Origin of the sequence: Ensifer sp. 22521, assembly GCF_052044795.1 — a bacterium.
Lineage (GTDB): Bacteria > Pseudomonadota > Alphaproteobacteria > Rhizobiales > Rhizobiaceae > Ensifer.
Map to the genome: position 1 here is coordinate 104,144 of NZ_JBQENM010000020.1, position 18,112 is coordinate 122,255.

Annotated in this window: 13 protein-coding genes; 5 read left to right on the top strand and 8 right to left on the bottom strand. The window is 63.7% G+C overall.

Annotated elements, in window-relative coordinates:
- Positions 1 to 9: 9 nt before the first annotated feature.
- Entirely contained in the window at positions 10 to 1,134 is a 1,125-nt protein-coding gene (locus tag ACTJKE_RS26140; protein ID WP_058321572.1) for an ABC transporter substrate-binding protein, read from the top strand.
- 217 nt (positions 1,135 to 1,351) lie between these two features.
- Positions 1,352 to 1,876: a DUF3426 domain-containing protein gene (locus tag ACTJKE_RS26145; RefSeq protein WP_057253261.1), complete on the top strand. Its 525-nt coding sequence runs from the start codon at positions 1,352 to 1,354 to the stop codon at positions 1,874 to 1,876.
- A gap of 117 nt (positions 1,877 to 1,993) precedes the next feature.
- Here the strand turns inward: ACTJKE_RS26145 and ACTJKE_RS26150 are convergent, their stop codons facing one another.
- On the bottom strand, positions 1,994 to 2,578 hold the full coding sequence (locus tag ACTJKE_RS26150) for a cysteine hydrolase family protein (RefSeq protein WP_058321558.1): 585 nt from the start codon (positions 2,576 to 2,578) through the stop codon (positions 1,994 to 1,996).
- A 114-nt stretch (positions 2,579 to 2,692) separates the two neighbouring features.
- On the opposite strand from ACTJKE_RS26150, the gene ACTJKE_RS26155 reads away from it, so the two are divergent.
- Positions 2,693 to 3,136, top strand: a complete 444-nt coding sequence (locus ACTJKE_RS26155; RefSeq protein ID WP_093234395.1) for an Lrp/AsnC family transcriptional regulator — start codon at positions 2,693 to 2,695, stop codon at positions 3,134 to 3,136.
- A gap of 42 nt (positions 3,137 to 3,178) precedes the next feature.
- Here ACTJKE_RS26155 and ACTJKE_RS26160 read toward each other — a convergent pair whose 3' ends face one another.
- The 4 genes from ACTJKE_RS26160 to ACTJKE_RS26175 form a co-directional block, all read right to left on the bottom strand.
- Positions 3,179 to 4,411: an aromatic ring-hydroxylating oxygenase subunit alpha gene (locus ACTJKE_RS26160; RefSeq protein WP_440692928.1), complete on the bottom strand. Its 1,233-nt coding sequence runs from the start codon at positions 4,409 to 4,411 to the stop codon at positions 3,179 to 3,181.
- Positions 4,412 to 4,881: 470 nt separating this feature from the next.
- The gene (locus ACTJKE_RS26165; protein ID WP_440692930.1) at positions 4,882 to 6,426 is read right to left on the bottom strand and encodes a trimethylamine methyltransferase family protein; all 1,545 of its coding nucleotides are present in this window, start codon (positions 6,424 to 6,426) and stop codon (positions 4,882 to 4,884) included.
- Positions 6,427 to 6,763: 337 nt separating this feature from the next.
- Positions 6,764 to 9,211: a GcvT family protein gene (locus tag ACTJKE_RS26170; RefSeq protein ID WP_440692932.1), complete on the bottom strand. Its 2,448-nt coding sequence runs from the start codon at positions 9,209 to 9,211 to the stop codon at positions 6,764 to 6,766.
- Positions 9,208 to 11,655 carry a GcvT family protein gene (locus ACTJKE_RS26175; protein ID WP_440692934.1) on the bottom strand — a complete coding sequence of 816 codons (2,448 nt, stop codon included), beginning with the start codon at positions 11,653 to 11,655 and terminating at the stop codon, positions 9,208 to 9,210. The genes ACTJKE_RS26170 and ACTJKE_RS26175 overlap by 4 nt, the downstream gene beginning before the upstream one ends.
- Before the next feature lie 124 nt (positions 11,656 to 11,779).
- Here ACTJKE_RS26175 and ACTJKE_RS26180 point away from each other — a divergent pair, with 124 nt between their 5' ends.
- Entirely contained in the window at positions 11,780 to 12,649 is an 870-nt protein-coding gene (locus tag ACTJKE_RS26180) for a LysR family transcriptional regulator (RefSeq protein ID WP_058321553.1), read from the top strand.
- Positions 12,650 to 12,708: 59 nt separating this feature from the next.
- Here the strand turns inward: ACTJKE_RS26180 and ACTJKE_RS26185 are convergent, their stop codons facing one another.
- The 3 genes from ACTJKE_RS26185 to ACTJKE_RS26195 all read right to left on the bottom strand — a co-directional run bounded on the left by ACTJKE_RS26185 (position 12,709) and on the right by ACTJKE_RS26195 (position 16,511).
- A complete protein-coding gene (locus ACTJKE_RS26185) occupies positions 12,709 to 14,394 on the bottom strand; it encodes an alpha/beta hydrolase (protein ID WP_440692936.1) in 1,686 nt (561 codons plus the stop codon).
- A gap of 145 nt (positions 14,395 to 14,539) precedes the next feature.
- On the bottom strand, positions 14,540 to 15,829 hold the full coding sequence (locus ACTJKE_RS26190; protein WP_057253244.1) for a mechanosensitive ion channel family protein: 1,290 nt from the start codon (positions 15,827 to 15,829) through the stop codon (positions 14,540 to 14,542).
- A 223-nt stretch (positions 15,830 to 16,052) separates the two neighbouring features.
- Positions 16,053 to 16,511 (bottom strand): Lrp/AsnC family transcriptional regulator, encoded by a 459-nt coding sequence (locus tag ACTJKE_RS26195; RefSeq protein WP_058321551.1) that lies wholly within the window; start codon positions 16,509 to 16,511, stop codon positions 16,053 to 16,055.
- Between the two features lie 126 nt (positions 16,512 to 16,637).
- On the opposite strand from ACTJKE_RS26195, the gene ACTJKE_RS26200 reads away from it, so the two are divergent.
- A complete protein-coding gene (locus tag ACTJKE_RS26200) occupies positions 16,638 to 17,921 on the top strand; it encodes a cystathionine gamma-synthase family protein (protein ID WP_440692938.1) in 1,284 nt (427 codons plus the stop codon).
- Positions 17,922 to 18,112: the final 191 nt, after the last annotated feature.

Below are 18,112 nucleotides of genomic sequence, written 5' to 3' on the forward strand. Positions count from 1 at the left end.
CATCGCTGCATTTTCCAGACCGCCCGGCGGTTCTTCCTCGTCATCCTTGCTGCTCTGACGCTAGCAACCGCCGCCCATGCGGAAGGCCAATGGCCGATGACCGTCACCGATGCGGTCGGCCGTGTGGTGACGATCCCGGCAAAGCCCAAGGCGATCCTTCTCGGGAGCGGCTTCAATCTCGTCGCGCTGTCGCTGATCCATCCCGATCCCGTCAGCCTGCTTGCCGGCTGGTCCGGCGACATGAAGGGCGACAATCCGGAGATCTACGAGAGCTTCCGGCGGAAGTTTCCCGCGATCGCAGACGTCCCGCAGATCGACGACGGAACCGGCCCGGGCCTTTCCTTCGAGACGCTGCTGACGCTGAAGGCCGACCTTGCCATCCTCGCCAATTGGCAGGCCGACACCGAACCCGGCAAGCGCGCCATCGACTATCTGACCGGCATCGGTGTTCCTGTCATCGTCGTCGACTTCAACAATGATCCGCTGACGAGCACGCCGCGCATGATGCGCCTGCTCGGCAAGATCCTCGAACGGGACGAACAGGCAGACGCCTTCGCTCAGTTCTACGAGGACAAGCTGGCCTTGATCCGGGCGCGCCTTGCCGCCAGGCCGGAGCCACGCCCTCTGGTGCTGATGGACGCCTTCCCCCAGGCCGACCGCTGCTGCTGGGCCTATGGCACCGGCGGCCTCGGCGAGTTCCTGACGATTGCCGGCGGCCGCAACATCGCCGAAGGCACGCTGCCGCGGCCGGGCGGCACGGTCAACGCCGAGGCGGTCATGGCCGCCAATCCCGACATCTACATCGCTACCTCCTCGCCCGGCGGCAAGTACGGCACACTCTCGATCGGCCCCGGTATCAGCGAAGACGAAGCGCAACAGACGCTCGCCCGCACGATCGAGGCGCCCGCCCTTTCGAGCATCCGCGCCGTACAGGAAAAGCGCGTCCATGGGCTTTGGAACTTCTTCAACGCCATCCCGCTCAACATCGTCGCGGCAGAGGCCTTCGCCGCCTGGATCCGGCCGGATCTCTTTTCCGATCTCGACCCGAAGAAAAGCCTTGCCGAGATCAACACCCGCTTCGCCGCGGTCCCGTTCGAAGGCACCTACTGGGTGGACCTGAAACCGGCGGACTAGCATCCGCTTTGTCCTCACCAGCAATAGAGTCCGTCCTTGGCCGAGAACCATCGGCTGCTGCTTATGGTCGCGTGTTGTCAGCCGCCGAGCACCCTATATAAGTGCGGTCACGGCCTTGCCTCTTGAGGGCAAGGACCGTCTAAAGCTTTGATCGGCTGCATGGTTTCCCTCTTGCATCGAATCCGATTCAAGGAATGATGCGGTGAGGAGGATCCGGATGCTTTGGTTGATTGCGTTACCGCTGGGTCTTGTCGTTGTGTATCTGGCAACGCGCTTCAGCCGTTTTCGCCAATGGGCGGAACCGATCCTCTCGGTTGCCGTAGCGGTCGGCCTGCTCGTCGCCTTCATCATCTGGTTCAGCGATCGCGACGGTCGCAAGCCCGCAGCACCTGAACCGGTCCAGACGACGCAGCCCGCGGGCCTGACCGCCGCCGACATTGCGCTTGATGGCCTGACCTTCGAGCAAAGCCAACCGGGACGAAGCTTCCGCCTGCGTGGCACGGTGACGAACAAGGGCCAGACGCTGCTCGAATATTTCCGCCTCTCCGTCACGCTGGAAGATTGCCCGGACGACGTCTGCCAGACGATCGGCGACGACGCGGCCCTCATTCTCGCCCGGGTGCCGGCCGGCCAGAGCCGGCCGTTCGAGACTTTCCTCACCTTTCCGAACCGCGAAGGCCAGAGCCTGACGGCGCCGAAATGGACGGCCGACATCGTCGAGGTCCGCGGCACAAACCGGTGAACAGCGGGTGCAATGCCCGGAATGCGACACAATTCCGGCGGAAACCCGCTTCAAAGTTTATCAGGAATCGCTTGTGAACAGCGCGCGCTCAGCGATTCGACAGGAGAGTGGGACACTCTAGGCGGCGTCCGGACGGCGTAGGGCTTCGACGAAGGCAACCGTCGTCGTCACCTCGGCGAACTCGGCGCGCAAGGTCGCGACATGGGCCCGGTGGACATCCCGGGCCGCGATTACCGTTCCATCTCCATCCGGCTGGTCGAAGCAATCGCACGCATCCTCGACGAGGATCATGCGGTAGCCGAGATTGGCGCCAACGCGCACCGAGGTGGAGACACACATGTCGGTCGAGATGCCGAAGGTAACGACTGTATCGACGCCGAGACGCCGAAGCCTGAGGTCGAGATCGGTACCGATGAAGGCCGCGTTGACGCTCTTGGTGACGAGTGGTTCGCCGGCCTGCGGCTCGAAGCCGGGCCGGAAGGCATTGCCGGGTGCACCGGCTCCAAGCGTCGAGCCCGGCATGACGCTGTCATGGCGGACATGGATCACCGGCCGGCCGGCCGCGCGCCAGGCGGCAAGCAGAGTGAGACCGTTCCGGTCGATATCGGCATTCCATCGGCGCGGCCAGGGGGCGCTGTCGAAAGCCTGCTGCATGTCGATCGGCAGCAGCACGGCATTATCGGGCACGACTGGTATTTTCATGGCAAAGCTCCTTCGTTGCGAGAAGGAAGCTATCTGTCCTATCGTCCGGTTTCACCGGACAAGATGGCGCCAAACCGGACAAACGTCCGGGCTTCGCGCAAAAGGAGATACAATTTGACGGAACTCGACGACAAGGATCGGCTGCTGCTGGCAGCGCTTCGCCAGGATTCACGCCAGAGCCTGGTGGCGCTCGCCCGACATGCCGGCCTCTCGCGCAGCGGCGTGCACGAGCGTCTGCGGCGCCTCGAAGCCAAGGGCGTCGTCGCCGGCTACACCATCCGTCTCGGCGTCGAGGACAAGAACCCGACGGTCAGGGCCTTGGTCGCCATCACGTTCCAGTCCAGCAAGAATTGCGACCACATCGTGCCGCACCTTTCCGCCATGTCGCCGGTCGTCACATGCTGGTCGCTCGCCGGCTCCACCGATCTGATGGTGCTCGTCGAATGCGCTACGAACGGCGACCTCGACACGATCCGCCGGCAGATTTCCCTGATCCCGGGTATCGCCACTGTGCAGACGCATGTGGCGCTCCGGACCCATTTCGATCGCAGAGATTAGGTGGGACGGCCTCGGCCGATCCCACTCGGTTGATGAGATGGATCAGACCGGTCGGCTGATCTCGTCGAGATACCAGTTGATGTAACGAAGCTCGTTATGCTCCATCGGCGCGGTCGGACCCGGCACGAAATAGTGCGAGCGCACGCCGCGCGACGTGTGCTCGATGATCGCCTTGTCCTCCTCGGTCGTCACCTTCCACAGCCAGGTCAACCTGTCGAGATCGTAGTCGCACCCTTCCTCGGCCTTGCCGTCGACCAGCCAGATCAGCTCCATCTCCGACGTCTCCGCCGTCTTCGGGATGAAACGGTAGATCATGCCATGATCGGGATAGCAGACGAGGAAAGTGGTGCCGCCCAAGTGGATCGAGGTGACGCCGCCGTCGAAATCGCTGAAACGCCCCATGAGCCGGCTCAGCGCCTGGCCGTCCTTGCTGCCGGTCTTGGCGCCGTCATAGAGCGGATAGCGGAAGGCGTGCACCGCCTCCTTCCCCGTGACAGATGTCTGCCAATGGTTGCCGGAGCCGACCTCGATGCCGAGTTCGCAGGTGCGCGCCTCCATCCGGGCGTTCAGTTCCTCGATCATGTGCAGCGGCTGTTCCAGCGCATGCGTTTCGGAATATTCCGGATGCGCCGGACCGCAGTGATAGCACTCGACATAGTTCTCGACCGCGAGCTTCCAGTTGGCATCGACCGGATAGGTCTGGCGATGGGCGATCTTGGCCGACCCCCAGCCATATTGCCCGCAGGTCGCGTGCAGGAGATGCTCGACATCGCTGAAATCGAGCGGCTGGTCGGCGAATGAGATGAAGATCAGCCCTTCGATGACACGCACATGGAGCTTCTTCAGCCCATGGTCTTCGCGCCGGAAATCCTTCGGCATCAACCGCGCCGCCTTCAGCGCGCCGTCATTGCCATAGGTCCAGGCATGGTAAGGGCAGACGAAGGCGCGGGCATTGCCCTTGTTCTTGGCGCAGACCTCGGCGCCGCGATGGCGGCAGACATTGAGCATCGCGTGGATCTCGCCACTGGCTGTGCGGGTGACGATCACCTGCTCGGAGGCCATGCGGAACACCTCGAAGTCATTGGCGTTCGGGATAGCGCTCTCATGCGCCACGCAGTGCCAGTGGCGGCGGAAAACGCGCTCCAGATCACGTTCATAGATTTCCGGGTCGAGATAGAAGGCGCGGGCAAGCCCATGGCCGGGACGATGGGCAGCAACCAGCTGATCGATGCGGTCGCCGGTGACAGTCGTAGTCTTAAGCTCCGAAACGAGCATGGGGTTGAACTCCAACAATTGGACCGGAAGGACCGCGTTCCGGCGCGCGTGTAAATTTCATCGGGCACCGGATGGCGCGCCCTCTGCCGTTGGCGCGAGATCCGCCCCGCCCAGGTCCGCGCCAGCATCGCGGCGCGTTTCCCTTCCCTCGTCTGCTCTCTTGGAGCGCGACGTCGAAAGGCGCCGCCTCCTCTCGCCTCGCCGCCTGAGGCTTGGGGCTGGCCAGGCGTCTCCTTCTCCCCGTCAGAACGGGGAGAAGGTGGCCGGCAGGCCGGATGAGGGGCGCTTCCCCCACCACGCGAACGAGGGGCAGCTTCAAGCACCTACGCCTCCGTCCCCAATGCAAACGCCATCGCTCGCGAACTTCGGCGATACCTCAGCTCGACGTAGTCCTTGCAATCTGTAGATGACGGATCGGCCAGACCTGGCCCCCGCTGCCCCCGCCCCGCGACCGGGGCGGAGAGCTAAACTCAGCAGAAGATCTGGAACCTCTCCCTGATCGCCCGATCGATATCCGGCGCGATCACCGAAGGGGCTGCTTCGGCCAGAATGCGGTTTTTCCTCTCGATCGCCCGCGCCACCAGATCGGGGCGGCCGATCTCGACCCATTCCTTCGGGCTCGTGCGATCGGCGACCGCCGGATAGATGTATTCCGTCTGCATCAGCCCAAGCGTCTGCGGATGGCCGAGATAGTGACCGGGGCCATCGAGGCAGACCGAGCGCATGGTTTCGAGCGAGACCGAATCCTCCGTCACGTCGATGCCGCGGATGCAGCGCTGCACCTGGCCAAGCAGATCGTCGCCGAGCACCAGCGACTCCAGGCAGAAGCCGAGCAGCGAGGCATGCATGCCGACGGCCTCATAGACCATGTTGAGGCCGGAAAGCCCGGCCATGACATTGGAGATCGCCTGCTCCCAGCCGGCCTGCATATCAGGCAGCTTGGCGTCGGCAATGCCGGCAGCGGCCCCACCGGGCAGGCGGTAGAACTGGTGCATCTGTGCGCAGCCGGCCGTCAGCAGCGCCTGTTCGCCGGAGCCGCCGGACATTGCCCCGGTTCTCAAGTCCGAAACGAAGGGCCAGGTGCCGAAGACCGCGGGATGGCCCGGCGACATGGCATTGACATAGACGACACCCGCCAGGCACTCGGCGACCGCCTGCACGATTGCGGTCGCAAGCGGCGCCGGCGCCGTCGCCCCCGCCTGCCCAGCCGAAAGCAGCAGGATCGGCATGCCGGCACGGACGCACTTCTCCATGGTGATGCAGCTTTCCTCGGCAAACTTCATCGGCGGCACGACGAAGCAGTTCGAGTTGGAAACGAAGGGCCGCGCCCGCCACTTGTCCTCGCCGCCGGCAATCATGTGGATGAGATCGAAGCAGCCATCGACATGCGAGGGATCGGAGAAGCTCGTGCCGACATGCTTCGTCGTGCCGGCGCAGCAGGCATAGAGCGTGTTGACGTCCATCAGGAAGTTGTCGGCCACATCCCGGCAGACCATGGCGCGCTGGAAGAAGTGCACGTTGTCGAGATGGTGGACGAGCTGTGCGGCGTTCAATAGGTCCTTGGCGGTGGATTCGCGATATTCGCGCTTCTCGACGTCGACGATATGCACGGCCGCGCCGGCGGTGCCGTAGTAAACGCGGGTGCCGGTGAGCTCGAGATCCTGCTTCGGATCGCGGGCATAAAGCGTGATGTCGCGCGCGGCGATCGAAAGCATGTCCTCGACCAGGGCGCGCGGGAAGCGGAGACGCCCGTCATCGCCGAGAATGGCGCCTGCGGCGGTCATGATCTCGATGCCCGATTTCGGCGCGTTGGCGAGCCCGATCTGTTCGAGCGCATCGAGCGCCGCCTCATGGATGCGCTTCACGCCGGCATCGGTCAGCGGCTTGTATTGCCCGCCGGAAAGGCCGGGACGCACCGGCCGGATGTTTTCGGCCAGCGGCGCCGAACGCAGCGCCACCCGCGCCGCCCGCCCGCCGGACCGTCTCGAAGCCGCAACTGCGCAATCGTCAGCCATCATCATCTCCCAATGGGCGGGTGTGTCCTCGCCCCCTCATTCGCGCGGTGAGGTTAAAGCCCCTCATCCGCCTGCCGGCACCTTCTCCCCGTTTTGACGGGGAGAAGGGACTTGCTGCTTCCGCTCGTTCCCCTCCTCACTGTTCATGAGGAAGAGGATTATCTGTCTTCTGCGCCCGCCTCGTCCGTCCCCTGCCCCTTTCCCCGCCTGCGGAGAGAGGAACGAGCCCGGTGCCACGCGTCCCTTCTCCCCGTCAGAACGGGGAGAAGGTGCCGGCAGGCGGATGAGGGGCAGTCCTCAAGCACCGAACACGATGCCCGACGCCCAAACGCCTCACCTACATCCGCACCCGCTCCGCCCGCGGGTCGTACATCGGCTTCAGCGACGCCTCCGCAGCAACCCGCGTCCCGGCGATCTCGATCTCGAAGCGCGAGCCGAGCACATCCTCACCGCTCTCGCCTTCCGACGGCACGTAGCCGAGGCCGATCGCGCCGCCGAGGTGGTGGCCGTAATTGCCTGAGGTGATCGTGCCGACGATCTTGCCGTCGCGAACGATCGCCTCGTTGTGGAAGAGCAGCGGCTCCGGATCGGCGAGACGGAACTGCACCAGCCGCCGCGACAGCCCGCGATTGTGCTTGGCGAGCACCGCCTCGCGGCCGATGAAATCGCCCTTGTCGGCTTTGACCGCAAAGCCGAGACCGGCTTCGAGCACATGGTCCTCGTCGGTGATGTCGTGGCCGAAATGCCGGAAGGCCTTCTCGATCCGGCAGCTATCGAGCGTGTGGATGCCGCAGAGCTTGAGCCCCAGATCCTGCCCCGCCGCCTCCAACGCCTCAAACACGTGCGCCGCCTGGTCGGTCGGGACATAGAGTTCCCAGCCGAGTTCGCCGACATAGGTGACGCGATGGGCGCGGGCGAGGCCCATGCCGACCTCGATCTCGCGTGCCGTGCCGAAGGGATGGGCCGCGTTGGAGAAATCGTTGGGGCTCACCTTCTGCATCAGCTCGCGCGCCTTCGGCCCCATGACGCAGAGCACGCTTTCGCCGGCGCCGACATCGGTGATGACGACAAATTCATCGGCGAGATGTTTGCGCAGCCAGGCAAGGTCGCGCTGCAGCGTGGCGCCCGGCACGACCAGCAGGAAGGCGGTTTCCGAAAGACGCGTCACCGTCAGATCGCTTTCGATGCCGCCGCGGGCGTTGAGCATCTGGGTATAGACGATGCGGCCGGGCTCGACATTCATGTCGTTGGCGCAGAGCCGCTGCAGGAAGGAAAGCGCATCTCGCCCCTCCACCCGGATCTTGCCGAACGAGGTCATGTCGAACAGGCCGACGCCGTTTCGCACGGCGAGATGCTCGGCCTTCTGGTTTTCGAACCAGTTCTGCCGCTTCCAGGAATAGCGGTATTCGCGCTCCTGGCCCTCCTTGGCGAACCAGTTGGCACGCTCCCATCCCGCGACTTCGCCGAAGACGGCGCCGCGCGCTTTCAGGTGTTCATGCAGCGGCGAACGGCGCACGCCGCGCGCCGTTGCCATCTGGCGATAGGGGAAGTGATCGGCATAGAGCAGGCCAAGCGTCTCCGAGACGCGATCCTTGAGATAGGCGCGGTTCTTCTGGAACGGCTGCGCCCGGCGGATATCCACCTCCCAGAGATCGAAGGGCGGCTCGCCGTCGTTCATCCACTCAGCCAGCGCCATGCCGGCACCGCCGGAGGAAACGATGCCGATCGAGTTGTAACCGGCCGCCACCCAATAGCCCTTCACCTCAGGCGCTTCGCCGAGATAGTAGCGGTCGTCGGGCGTAAAGCTCTCCGGACCGTTGAAGAAGGTATGAACGCCCGCCGTCTCCAGCATCGGCATGCGATTGACCGCCATTTCCAGGATCGGCGCGAAGTGGTCGAAATCGTCGGGCAGCTGGTCGAAGCAGAAATCCTCGCGAATCCCCTCCATGCCCCAGGGCTTGGCCTTGAGCTCGAAGGCGCCGATCAGCATCTTGCCGGCGTCTTCCTTGTAGTAGGTGCACTCGTCCGGCACGCGCAGCACCGGCAGGCGCTTGAGCTCCGGGATCGCCTCGGTGACGATGTAGAAGTGCTCGCAGGCGTGCAGCGGCACGGTGACGCCGGATTGTCGCGCGAACTCGCGGCCCCACATGCCGGCGCAGTTGACGACGTGGTCGGTCTCGATCGTGTAGGTCTCGCCGTTCTGCTCGCAGGTGACGCCGGTCACCCGGCCGTCCTTCTTCAGGACCGAGGTCACCTTGACGCCCTCAAAGATCGCAGCACCGTTCTGGCGGGCACCCTTGGCGAGCGCCATGGCGATGTTGGCCGGGTCGCACTGCCCGTCGAGCGGCAAGTGCACCGCCGCCTTCACATCCGAGGTGTTGAGATGCGGATACATCGCCTTGACTTCGTCCGGCGTGATCTCGCGTACATCGACATTGAAGGCGCGCGCCAGCGATGCCTGGCGATAGATCTCTTCCTTGCGCTCCTCCGTCAGCGCCACGGTGATCGAGCCGTTCTGGCGCATGCCGGTTGATATGCCGGTTTCGGCTTCGAGCTTGACGTAGAGGTCGGCCGAATATTTCGCGAGCCGCGTCATGTTCTGCGAGGCGCGCAGCTGGCCGATCAGGCCGGCTGCATGCCAGGTGGTGCCGGATGTCAACTGCTTACGCTCCAAGAGCACCACGTCGGTCCAGCCGAGCTTGGCCAGATGATAGGCGACCGAACAGCCGGAAACGCCGCCGCCGATGATGACCGCACGGGCTTTCGAGGGAATGGGCTTCGTCATGCGCGCAGTCTTTCATTGGAGGGATCCCAGAGCGGCTGGCCCGCCTCGACCGTCGCCTTGAAGCGGTCGCCGAAGATCTCGACCTCGATTTCCTTGCCGGGCACGGCGAGATCGGCGCGCAACATGCCGAGCGCGATCGACTTGCCGACGCGGTAGCCCCAGTTGCCCGAGGTCGTCTCGCCGACCACCTGGCCGTCGGACCAGAGCGTCGACATATATGGCGCGTCGCAGCCGTCGGCGGCGACCGTCAGGGTGACGAAGCGCTTGCTGACGCCCTGCTGCTTCTCCCGTTCCAGCGCCGCCTTGCCCTTGAAACCGGGCTTGGCCCAGTCGACGAAGCGCTCCAGCCCGCCCTGAAGGATGGTGTAGTCGGTCGACAGATCACCCTTCCAGGCGCGGTAGCCCTTCTCGATGCGCAGGCTGTCGAGCGCCTCCATGCCGAAAGGTTTCAACCCGTGCTTCTGGCCGGCGGCCCAGACGGCGTCGAAGATCGTGGCCGTATCCTCCACCTTGGTGTGGATCTCCCAGCCGAGTTCGCCGGCAAAGGAGACGCGCACCAGCTGGCAGTAGCGCCCGGCGATCTCAGCCGTCTGGTGTGTGAGCCAGCCCTTGGCGAGATCGGCGTCGCAGACCTCGGCGAGGATGTCGCGCGACTTCGGCCCGGTGAGGATCTGGCAGGAGAAGGACTTGGTGACGTCGTCGATGCTGAAGGCGGCATTGTCCGGCCGGTGCTTCGTCAGCCACTCGAAATCGTGCCACTGCGCCGTCGCGGCGGTGATCAGGAAGAAGAAGTCCTCGTCGATCATCATGACCGACATTTCGGTGACGATGCGGCCCTTGTCGTCGGCGAAGTAGGCAAGGCCGATACGGCCCGGCTTCGGCACGCGACCGGTGATCATCCCGGAAAGCCATTCGGTCGCGCCCTCGCCCTTCACCCGGAAGCGCGAGAAGCCCGGCAGGTCGAGAATGCCGGCGGCATCGCGCACGGCCAGGCACTCCTCCTCGATGCGTTTCGCCCAGGGCCCTGCCCGGCCCCAGGTCTGCGTCGCCTCTTCGGAGGTGTCGTCGCCGGGCTTGGCGTACCACATGGCGCGCTCCCAGCCGTTGTAAGGCTTGAACTGGGCGCCGAGTGCGGTGATCCGGTCGTGGATCGGCGACAGTTTCTTGCCGCGGCCTGCCGCCCAATAGTGTTTGGGGAAATGCATCGCATATTCGTGGCCATAGATCTCCATGCCCTTGGCGATGCAATAGTCCTGGTCGGTATAGTCGGTGTAGCGGCGCGGATCGCACGACCACATGTCCCATTCCGTCTGGCCCTCGGTGATCCATTCGGCCAGCACCTTGCCGGCGCCGCCCGCCTGGCAGATGCCGAAGGTGAAGACGCAGGCCTCAAACGCGTTCGGCACGCCGGGCATCGGGCCGATCAGCGGATTGCCGTCGGGCGCATAGGGGATCGGGCCGTTGATGATCCGCGAAAGGCCCGCGGTTCCCAAGATCGGCACGCGCTCGACCGCGTCGTTCAGGTACCATTCCAGCCGGTCGAGATCGTCGGGGAAAAGCTGGAAGGAGAAATCCTCCGGCATCGGATCATCAGGCGTTACCCAGTGAGCGCGGCAGTTGCGCTCGTAAGGCCCGAGGTTCATGCCGTTCTTCTCCTGGCGGAGATAGTAGGAGCTGTCGACGTCACGCAGAAGCGGCAGCTTGTGGCCGGCCTCCTTCGACCAGCCGGCCAGCTCCGGGATCTCGTCGAACAGGATGTACTGATGGCTCATCACCATCATTGGCACCTCGCGGCCGAACATCTTGCCGACCTCGCGGGCATAGTAGCCGGCGGCGTTGACGACGTATTCGCAGCGGATCTCGCCCTGCGGCGTCGAGATCACCCACTCGTCATTTTCGCGGCGCGCGCCGGTCACGGGACAGAAGCGGATGATCTTTGCGCCCATGTCGCGCGCGCCCTTGGCCAGCGCCTGCGTCAGCTGCGCCGGGTCGATGTCGCCGTCATAGGGGTCGTAGAGCGCACCGGTCAGCTCGTGCGTTTCGAGGAACGGGTAGCGGGCGCGCATCTCGTCGGGCGAGAGGATATCGAGATCCATGCCCTGGTAGCGGCCCATGCCGACGACGCGCTTGAACTCCTGGAGGCGCTCCTTGGAGTGGCCGAGCCGGATCGAGCCGGTGACGTGATAGTTCATCGGATAATCGACGAGTGCGCCGAGGTCGCGATAGAGCGATGCCGAATAGCGCTGCATGTTCATGATCGACCAGGACGACGAAAAGGTCGGCACATTGCCGGCCGCATGCCAGGTCGAGCCCGCCGTCAGCTCGTTCTTTTCCAGAAGCACGCAATCGGTCCAGCCGGCCTTGGCAAGATGGTAGAGCGAGGAAGCGCCGATCGCTCCCCCACCGATGATCACGACCCGTGCATGCGACGGCAAATTCGACATCAATAGTTCCCTCATTTTGGCGGAATTCTTGCCGGGGAAGCAGGGCGCCATCAAGCGACGGAAACAGGCTTTATTGATCGATGAATTCGATTAGATTGACCTAAGGCAAACAGGAGTGCACGGCATGCAGGTGGAACTGATCGAAACCTTTCTCGACCTGATGGAAAGCCGCTCCTTCAACCGCACCGCCGAGCGGCTGAACATCACCCAGTCGACTGTCTCTCACCGGGTGAAGGCGCTCGAAGCCCAGTTCAACCGCAAGCTCTTTACCCGCAACAAAGGCGGCACGGTGCCGACGGCTGCCGGCCTGCGCTTTCTGGATTACGCGAAAGCCCTGCAGAACCAATGGCATGAGGCGACGCGCGCGGTCACAAGCGCCGGTGCGCTGGAGCGTTCCATGCGCCTCGGTATCCAGCACGACCTGGCCGAGGCCTTCGCCGGCGAATGGATGGCGGCAATTCGGCAGGACCTGCCTGGCACCGAGGTCTATATGGAGGCCGATTATTCCAACCAGATGAACCGCGATCTCGGCGCCGGCGACCTCGATCTTGCGATCCTCTACACGCCCCACTACCTGCCCGATCTCTATTACGAACGGATCGGCGATCTGCATTACGTGCTGGTCAGCACCGAGGCGCGCGAACTGGCCGAGGTCCCTTCCGAGAACTATATCCGCGCAAGCTATTCGCCGACCTTCGACCGTGCCCACCGGCTGGCCCTGCCGCACCTTTCCGCAGCCCTGCTTTCGGCCGGCCAGAACATGGCGATCACCCGGCTGCTCGCCGCCCTTGGCGGCGCGGCCTATGTGACGGCGGCAACTGCGGAGCGGCTCGCCGCGGACGGATTTGCGTTTCGCGTTCAGGATGCGCCGGTCATCGCCCAGACCGTCTATGCCGCAACGAGCCTTCGAACACGCCACGCGCACCAGCACCGCAAGATCATCGGCGCCATGGGCGTGCTGCTTTCGACGTTGCCTGTGCCGAGCGGGCCTTAAAGCAATTCCAGGAAAAGTGCGAAACGGTTTTCCGTCCGGAAGCGCGTCGTTTCAAAGACCTAGTAACGGCCCTTGAGCAGCCCTTTCAGCCGCTCGGCATCCGCCTCGGTGACACCAAGCGGCGCAACCACCTGCATCCAGGCGTCGATATAGTGCTCGGGTGCGTAGACGTGGCCGTAGCCGATCGGCGAGGTCGTCGCGAGCGCCATGTCGGCGAGCAGCTGGAACATGGTGACGACCGGGAACCACCGGAGCGCCGGCGAGACGTCCGCACCGCGCGGCGCCTTCATCCAGTCCGGCTCGCGGTAGAAGGAATGGGGATCGAAGAAGGTGATCGGGTCGCTGGCATATTGCAGGTAGACGATGCGGACATTGCCCCACTGGGCCCCCGGGATATTCAGCGCATTTTCCTGGTTGGTGAAGCGGATCACCGAACCGTCGCGATAGAGCGGCCGCCATTCGGGTGAGCCTGGATTGCGATTTCGCGTGATCTGCAGCCAGGTCTTGGTCGGGAAAGGCGAGCCGACCCAGAGCGCGCCCTGGAACGGATCGCTGATGATGTCGAAGGGATCGACCGAGCCCTGCGAGTTCATCGAACCGAGGCTGAGGCCATAGAGATAGAGCTTCGGCCGCCGGTCTTTCGGTAGCGTCGTCCAGTAGCCATAGACCGAATCGAACAGCGCATCGGCGGTCTCGGCACCGTATTCCGGCTCGACCAGCAGCGACAGCCAGCTCGTCAGGTAGGAGTACTGCACCGCGACGCTGGCGACATCGCCCTTCAGGAGATATTCGAGCGAATCAAGCCCCGGCGGGTCGATCCAGCCGGTGCCGGTCGGCACCACGATCAGTAGATTGGTGCGTTCGAAACCGCCGACGCGTTTCAGTTCCTCCAGCGCCAGCTTCGCCCGTTCCTTGGCGGTTTCAGCCGAATTGAGGCCGGCATAGACGCGCAAGGGCTCCTTCGCCTCGCCGCCGAAGAAGGCGCCGATGTCCTTTGTCGCCGGCCCGGAGGCGATGAACTGGCGTCCTTGGCGGCCGAGCTCGTCCCAGGTCATCAGCGACGCCCTGCTGCCCGTCTTCAAGGGATCGGTGGGTGGGGCTAAGTCGGGGTCGATCAACGCGTCGAGCCGCTGGAACGAGCTGTCGGCCGCATGCAGCGCATAGCGAAAGATGACGCCATCGGCGGCCGACCAGAACAGCGCCAGCGCCGCAATCACGCCGGCGACCTTCGCCAGCGGCCGCGTCAGCACATGTTCGAAACGACGGGTGAGAAACCGGAAGGTCAGCCGGAACAGGCGCGCCAGCAGCACGACGGCGACGAAGACAAGCGCCGCGATCAGCCCGAGCTTGAACGGCTCGGCGCTTTCGACCGGATCAAGTCCCATGATCTGACGCACCGTGTTCTGCCAATAGGCCGTGCGCCAGAGGAAGGCGAGTGCAACGGCGGTGCAGCCGACAGCGGCCAGCACCTTCACCGTGAGCCCGGTGCGCCCGCGGATCTCCGGCAGGTCGAGCAGCGACCAAACCCAGCGCAGCAACACGCCGATCGCATAGCCGGCGCCAAGCGACAGGCCCGAGATCACCGCCTGGACCACATAGGGGCGCGGGATGAGGCTCGGCGTCAGCGACATCGCAAAGAAGAAGACGCCGACGATCAGCCCAGTGGTCGAAAACGATGCGAGCAGCGTCGAGAGAAACCGCGGCACCGGCAACCTCGACAGCGGCGTCTGTTGAAGATGTTCCATGGCGTCGGGCCCCCTCATGCTGACACTGTCACCGGAAGACCATAGGCCGTTCCGCCGGCGGCAATGTCGCTTCCCCGACGTGTCCAGTCAATTGCCGCAACCGGAAGACGCACGGACGCAAGCTGGACTCTGACGGTCGCACCCCTCACGCCCGGGTCACCTCGATCGGTGTCTTCATGATGATTTCGCGGTGCGGGAACGGGATCGAAATACCGGCCACCTTGAAGGCGTCCCACAGCGCCATCATCACCTGGCCGCGAATGTTGGTCAGCCCGTTGCTCGGATCGGAGATCCAGAACCTGAGCTTGAAATCGAGTGACGATGCGCCGAAGCCGGTCATCCAGCAGACCGGCTCCGCGTGGCCGCTCGCAACCCGTGGGATCGATTTGGCAGCCGCGATGGCAATGCGCGCCACCTCGTGCGGATCGCTGTCATAGGAAGTGCCGAAACTGACCTCGATGCGGACGAAGTCGCTGGAGAACGACCAGTTCACGACCTGCTGCGAAATGAAGTCCTCGTTCGGAATGAGGTATTCCTTGCCGTCCCTGGTGATGACGGAGACGAAGCGGGAACGCAGGTCGCGCACGGAACCGAAGGTATCCCCAAGCGTGATCGTGTCGCCCGGTTTGATGGATTTGTCGAGCAGGATGATGATGCCGGAAATGAAGTTGGAGACCACCTTCTGCAAACCAAAGCCGATGCCGACGCCGACCGCCCCGGAAAAGACCGTCAGCGCGGTCAGGTCGATACCGGTCGCGGACAGCGCGATCGCACCGGCAAAGCCGATCAGCACGATCTTGACCAATTTGCTTATCAGCACCTTGAAGGACGGCGTGAGTTCTGCCGACCGCTGGATCCAGTGCGCCGAGACGTTGCCCAACAGCACGGCAAGCCAGATCAGCGCGGACGAAAGCACGACAGCCTTCAGGACGAGCAGCAGCGACAGACGAACGGCACCGAGGTTGACGGCAACGCCATCAAGGGTCGTCAGGATCACCCGGTCCAGCCCGACCGCATAAAGCGCAAAATAGATCCAGCCCACGACGGCGGTGACGCGCGCCAGCGTCTGGTTGCGGATGATGCGGGTGAGCACGGAAATCACGAACCAGGCGGCCGTCAGGGTCAGCGCAGTCGCCACCAGCCAGCGATACGACGGCCAACCGAAACGCAATATCATCCCATCGGCGATCCAGAGCCACACGATCAGGAAGAGCCAGCGCAGCCGCCGCATGAAGGCGATGATGACGCGCAGCAGGTCCGGATTGCCCTTGATCAGGCGGGCGCGGGCTTCGACCAGCGGCTCTATCCGCTTTGCCAGCGCGCCGCAGATCAGGTAGCCGGCAACGATGATGGCGATCTGATAATACGTCCACTCGTTCAAAAGGACCGTCCGCGACGAGGAAGCGACGGCGTCGAACGCTTCTGCGAAATCCATCGTCTCTCTCCGAGAGAACCAGGCGTCCGACCGAGCGTTTTTTTGGCGGGGACGCCCTAATCCTTTGAATCTAGGGCATCCTTGACACTTTCAATGCCGCCACCCGAAGCCGGTGCGTCGATCCCCCTTGAATTCGGATGCCTCGCAAGATCCGTCGCACCTGCAAATCGTGGCAGGCTCGGAATAAAGCTAGCATCTTCAAAAGCTTATTGCCGGATGGACGCTAGACCCGCCGCTCCTTGATCGTGTTCATGACGAAGCTCGTTTCGATCGAGGCGACGCATTTGAGCCGCGCGATCTTTTCCTTGATAAAGCGCTCGTAGTGCTCGAGCCCGGCACTCATCACCTTCAGCACATAGTCGCGCGAGCCGGTCACCAGATGGCATTCGAGCACTTCGTCCCAGCCGCGCACCGCCTCCTCGAACATCACGATCTCATCTTCATGCTGGCGGCTGAGCCTGACGGTGGCAATTGCGGTCATCGTCCAGCCGTCGATCGACGGATCGATCAGCGCCGTATAGCCGCGGATCACACCGGTCTCCTCCAGCCGCCGCAGGCGGCGGAGACATGGCGAAGCCGAGAGCCCCACGCGCTCGGCAAGCTCGTTGTTGGTGAGGCGCGCGTCCGCCACCAGCTCCTTCAAAATCCTGCGATCCGTCTCGTCGGCAATTTTCTGCGCCATATCTTTCCAACTCAGCCAAATCTTTGCGCAACTCAAAGACATCCAGCCGGAAATAGCAAGGATCGGTCCAAGCATCTGATATAATTTGCCAGTCAGTCGAGTCCGCTTCCCTTCAGGAGACAAGTCATGACCGCACCGCATCCCTCCAAGACCCACATCGGAAACCACAAGCTGCATCCCGAAACGCAGATGCTGAACTATGGCTACGATCCGGAACTGTCCGAGGGCGCCGTCAAGCCGCCGGTGTTCCTGACCTCGACCTTCGTCTTCCGCTCAGCCGAAGAAGGCCGCGACTTCTTCGATTTCGTTTCCGCTCGGAGGGAACCGCCAGCGGGTGTCGGCGCCGGTCTCGTCTATTCGCGCTTCAACCATCCGAACAGCGAGATCGTCGAGGACCGCCTCGCCGTCTACGAGCGCACCGAGAGCTGCGCGCTGTTCTCGTCGGGCATGTCGGCGATCGCCACCACCCTGCTCGCTTTCGTCAAGCCCGGAGACGCGGTGCTGCACAGCCAGCCGCTCTATGGCGGCACCGAGACGCTGCTTGCCAGAACCTTCCTCAATCTTGGTGTTGCGGCCGTCGGCTTTGCCGATGGAGTCAATGAAGCAGCCGTCAGCGCCGCCGCCGAAGAGGCGATGGCGAAGGGCCGCGTCTCGGTGATTCTCGTAGAAACACCAGCAAACCCGACGAACAGCCTCGTCGATGTTGCCATGATCCGCCGCGTCGCCGATCAGATCGGCAAGAAGCAGGGTCATACCCCTGTGGTCGCCTGCGACAACACGCTGCTCGGCCCGGTCTTCCAGCGGCCGATCGAACACGGCGCCGACATCTCGCTCTATTCACTGACCAAATATGTCGGCGGCCATTCCGACCTCATCGCCGGTGCGGCTCTCGGTTCGAAGGCTGTGATGAAGCAGGTAAAGGCGCTGCGCGGCGCGATCGGCACCCAACTCGATCCGCATTCCTGCTGGATGCTCGGCCGTTCGCTGGAAACGCTTTCGGTGCGCATGCAGAAGGCCGACGACAATGCCCGCGTCGTCGCCGAGTTCCTGCGCGAGCACCCGAAGGTCGAGCGCATCCACTACCTGCCCTTCCATGACGAGGATTCTCCGGTTGGCCGCACCTTCAGGGCGCAGTGCACCGGCGCCGGATCGACCTTCTCCTTCGACATCACGGGTGGCCAGGAAGCGGCCTTCCGCTTTCTCAATGCGCTGCAGATCTTCAAGCTCGCCGTCAGCCTCGGCGGCACGGAATCGCTGGCAAGCCACCCGGCGGCCATGACCCATTCCGGCGTGCCGATCGAGGTGCGCCACCGCATCGGCGTACTGGAGTCGACCATCCGCCTGTCGATCGGCATCGAGCATCCGGATGATCTCGTCGCCGATCTTTCAAACGCCCTGTCGGTCGCCTGACACGATATCGCGGCCGCCGGTCGAGCCGGCGGCCTCCTAGATCATTTCATTGTTTCGTCGAAACGGTGAAATGATCTAAGTCTTTGAATTGGCGCAATTCCGGACGGAAAACCGTTTCACACTTTTCCTGGAATTGCTTGTCTTATGACATTGGCTGCCGAACAGGTCAGAACGGAACCGCTGCGGGAGGG

What these genes read in the sequence shown, in the direction of transcription:
- ACTJKE_RS26145 (WP_057253261.1), top strand. Translation starts at nt 1,352, where the DNA reads ATGCTTTGGTTGATTGCGTTACCGCTGGGTCTTGTCGTTGTGTATCTG.
- ACTJKE_RS26150 (WP_058321558.1), bottom strand. Translation starts at nt 2,578, where the DNA reads ATGAAAATACCAGTCGTGCCCGATAATGCCGTGCTGCTGCCGATCGAC.
- ACTJKE_RS26160 (WP_440692928.1), bottom strand. Translation starts at nt 4,411, where the DNA reads ATGCTCGTTTCGGAGCTTAAGACTACGACTGTCACCGGCGACCGCATC.
- ACTJKE_RS26165 (WP_440692930.1), bottom strand. Translation starts at nt 6,426, where the DNA reads ATGGCTGACGATTGCGCAGTTGCGGCTTCGAGACGGTCCGGCGGGCGG.
- ACTJKE_RS26170 (WP_440692932.1), bottom strand. Translation starts at nt 9,211, where the DNA reads ATGACGAAGCCCATTCCCTCGAAAGCCCGTGCGGTCATCATCGGCGGC.
- ACTJKE_RS26175 (WP_440692934.1), bottom strand. Translation starts at nt 11,655, where the DNA reads ATGTCGAATTTGCCGTCGCATGCACGGGTCGTGATCATCGGTGGGGGA.
- ACTJKE_RS26180 (WP_058321553.1), top strand. Translation starts at nt 11,780, where the DNA reads ATGCAGGTGGAACTGATCGAAACCTTTCTCGACCTGATGGAAAGCCGC.
- ACTJKE_RS26185 (WP_440692936.1), bottom strand. Translation starts at nt 14,394, where the DNA reads ATGGAACATCTTCAACAGACGCCGCTGTCGAGGTTGCCGGTGCCGCGG.
- ACTJKE_RS26190 (WP_057253244.1), bottom strand. Translation starts at nt 15,829, where the DNA reads ATGGATTTCGCAGAAGCGTTCGACGCCGTCGCTTCCTCGTCGCGGACG.
- ACTJKE_RS26195 (WP_058321551.1), bottom strand. Translation starts at nt 16,511, where the DNA reads ATGGCGCAGAAAATTGCCGACGAGACGGATCGCAGGATTTTGAAGGAG.
- ACTJKE_RS26200 (WP_440692938.1), top strand. Translation starts at nt 16,638, where the DNA reads ATGACCGCACCGCATCCCTCCAAGACCCACATCGGAAACCACAAGCTG.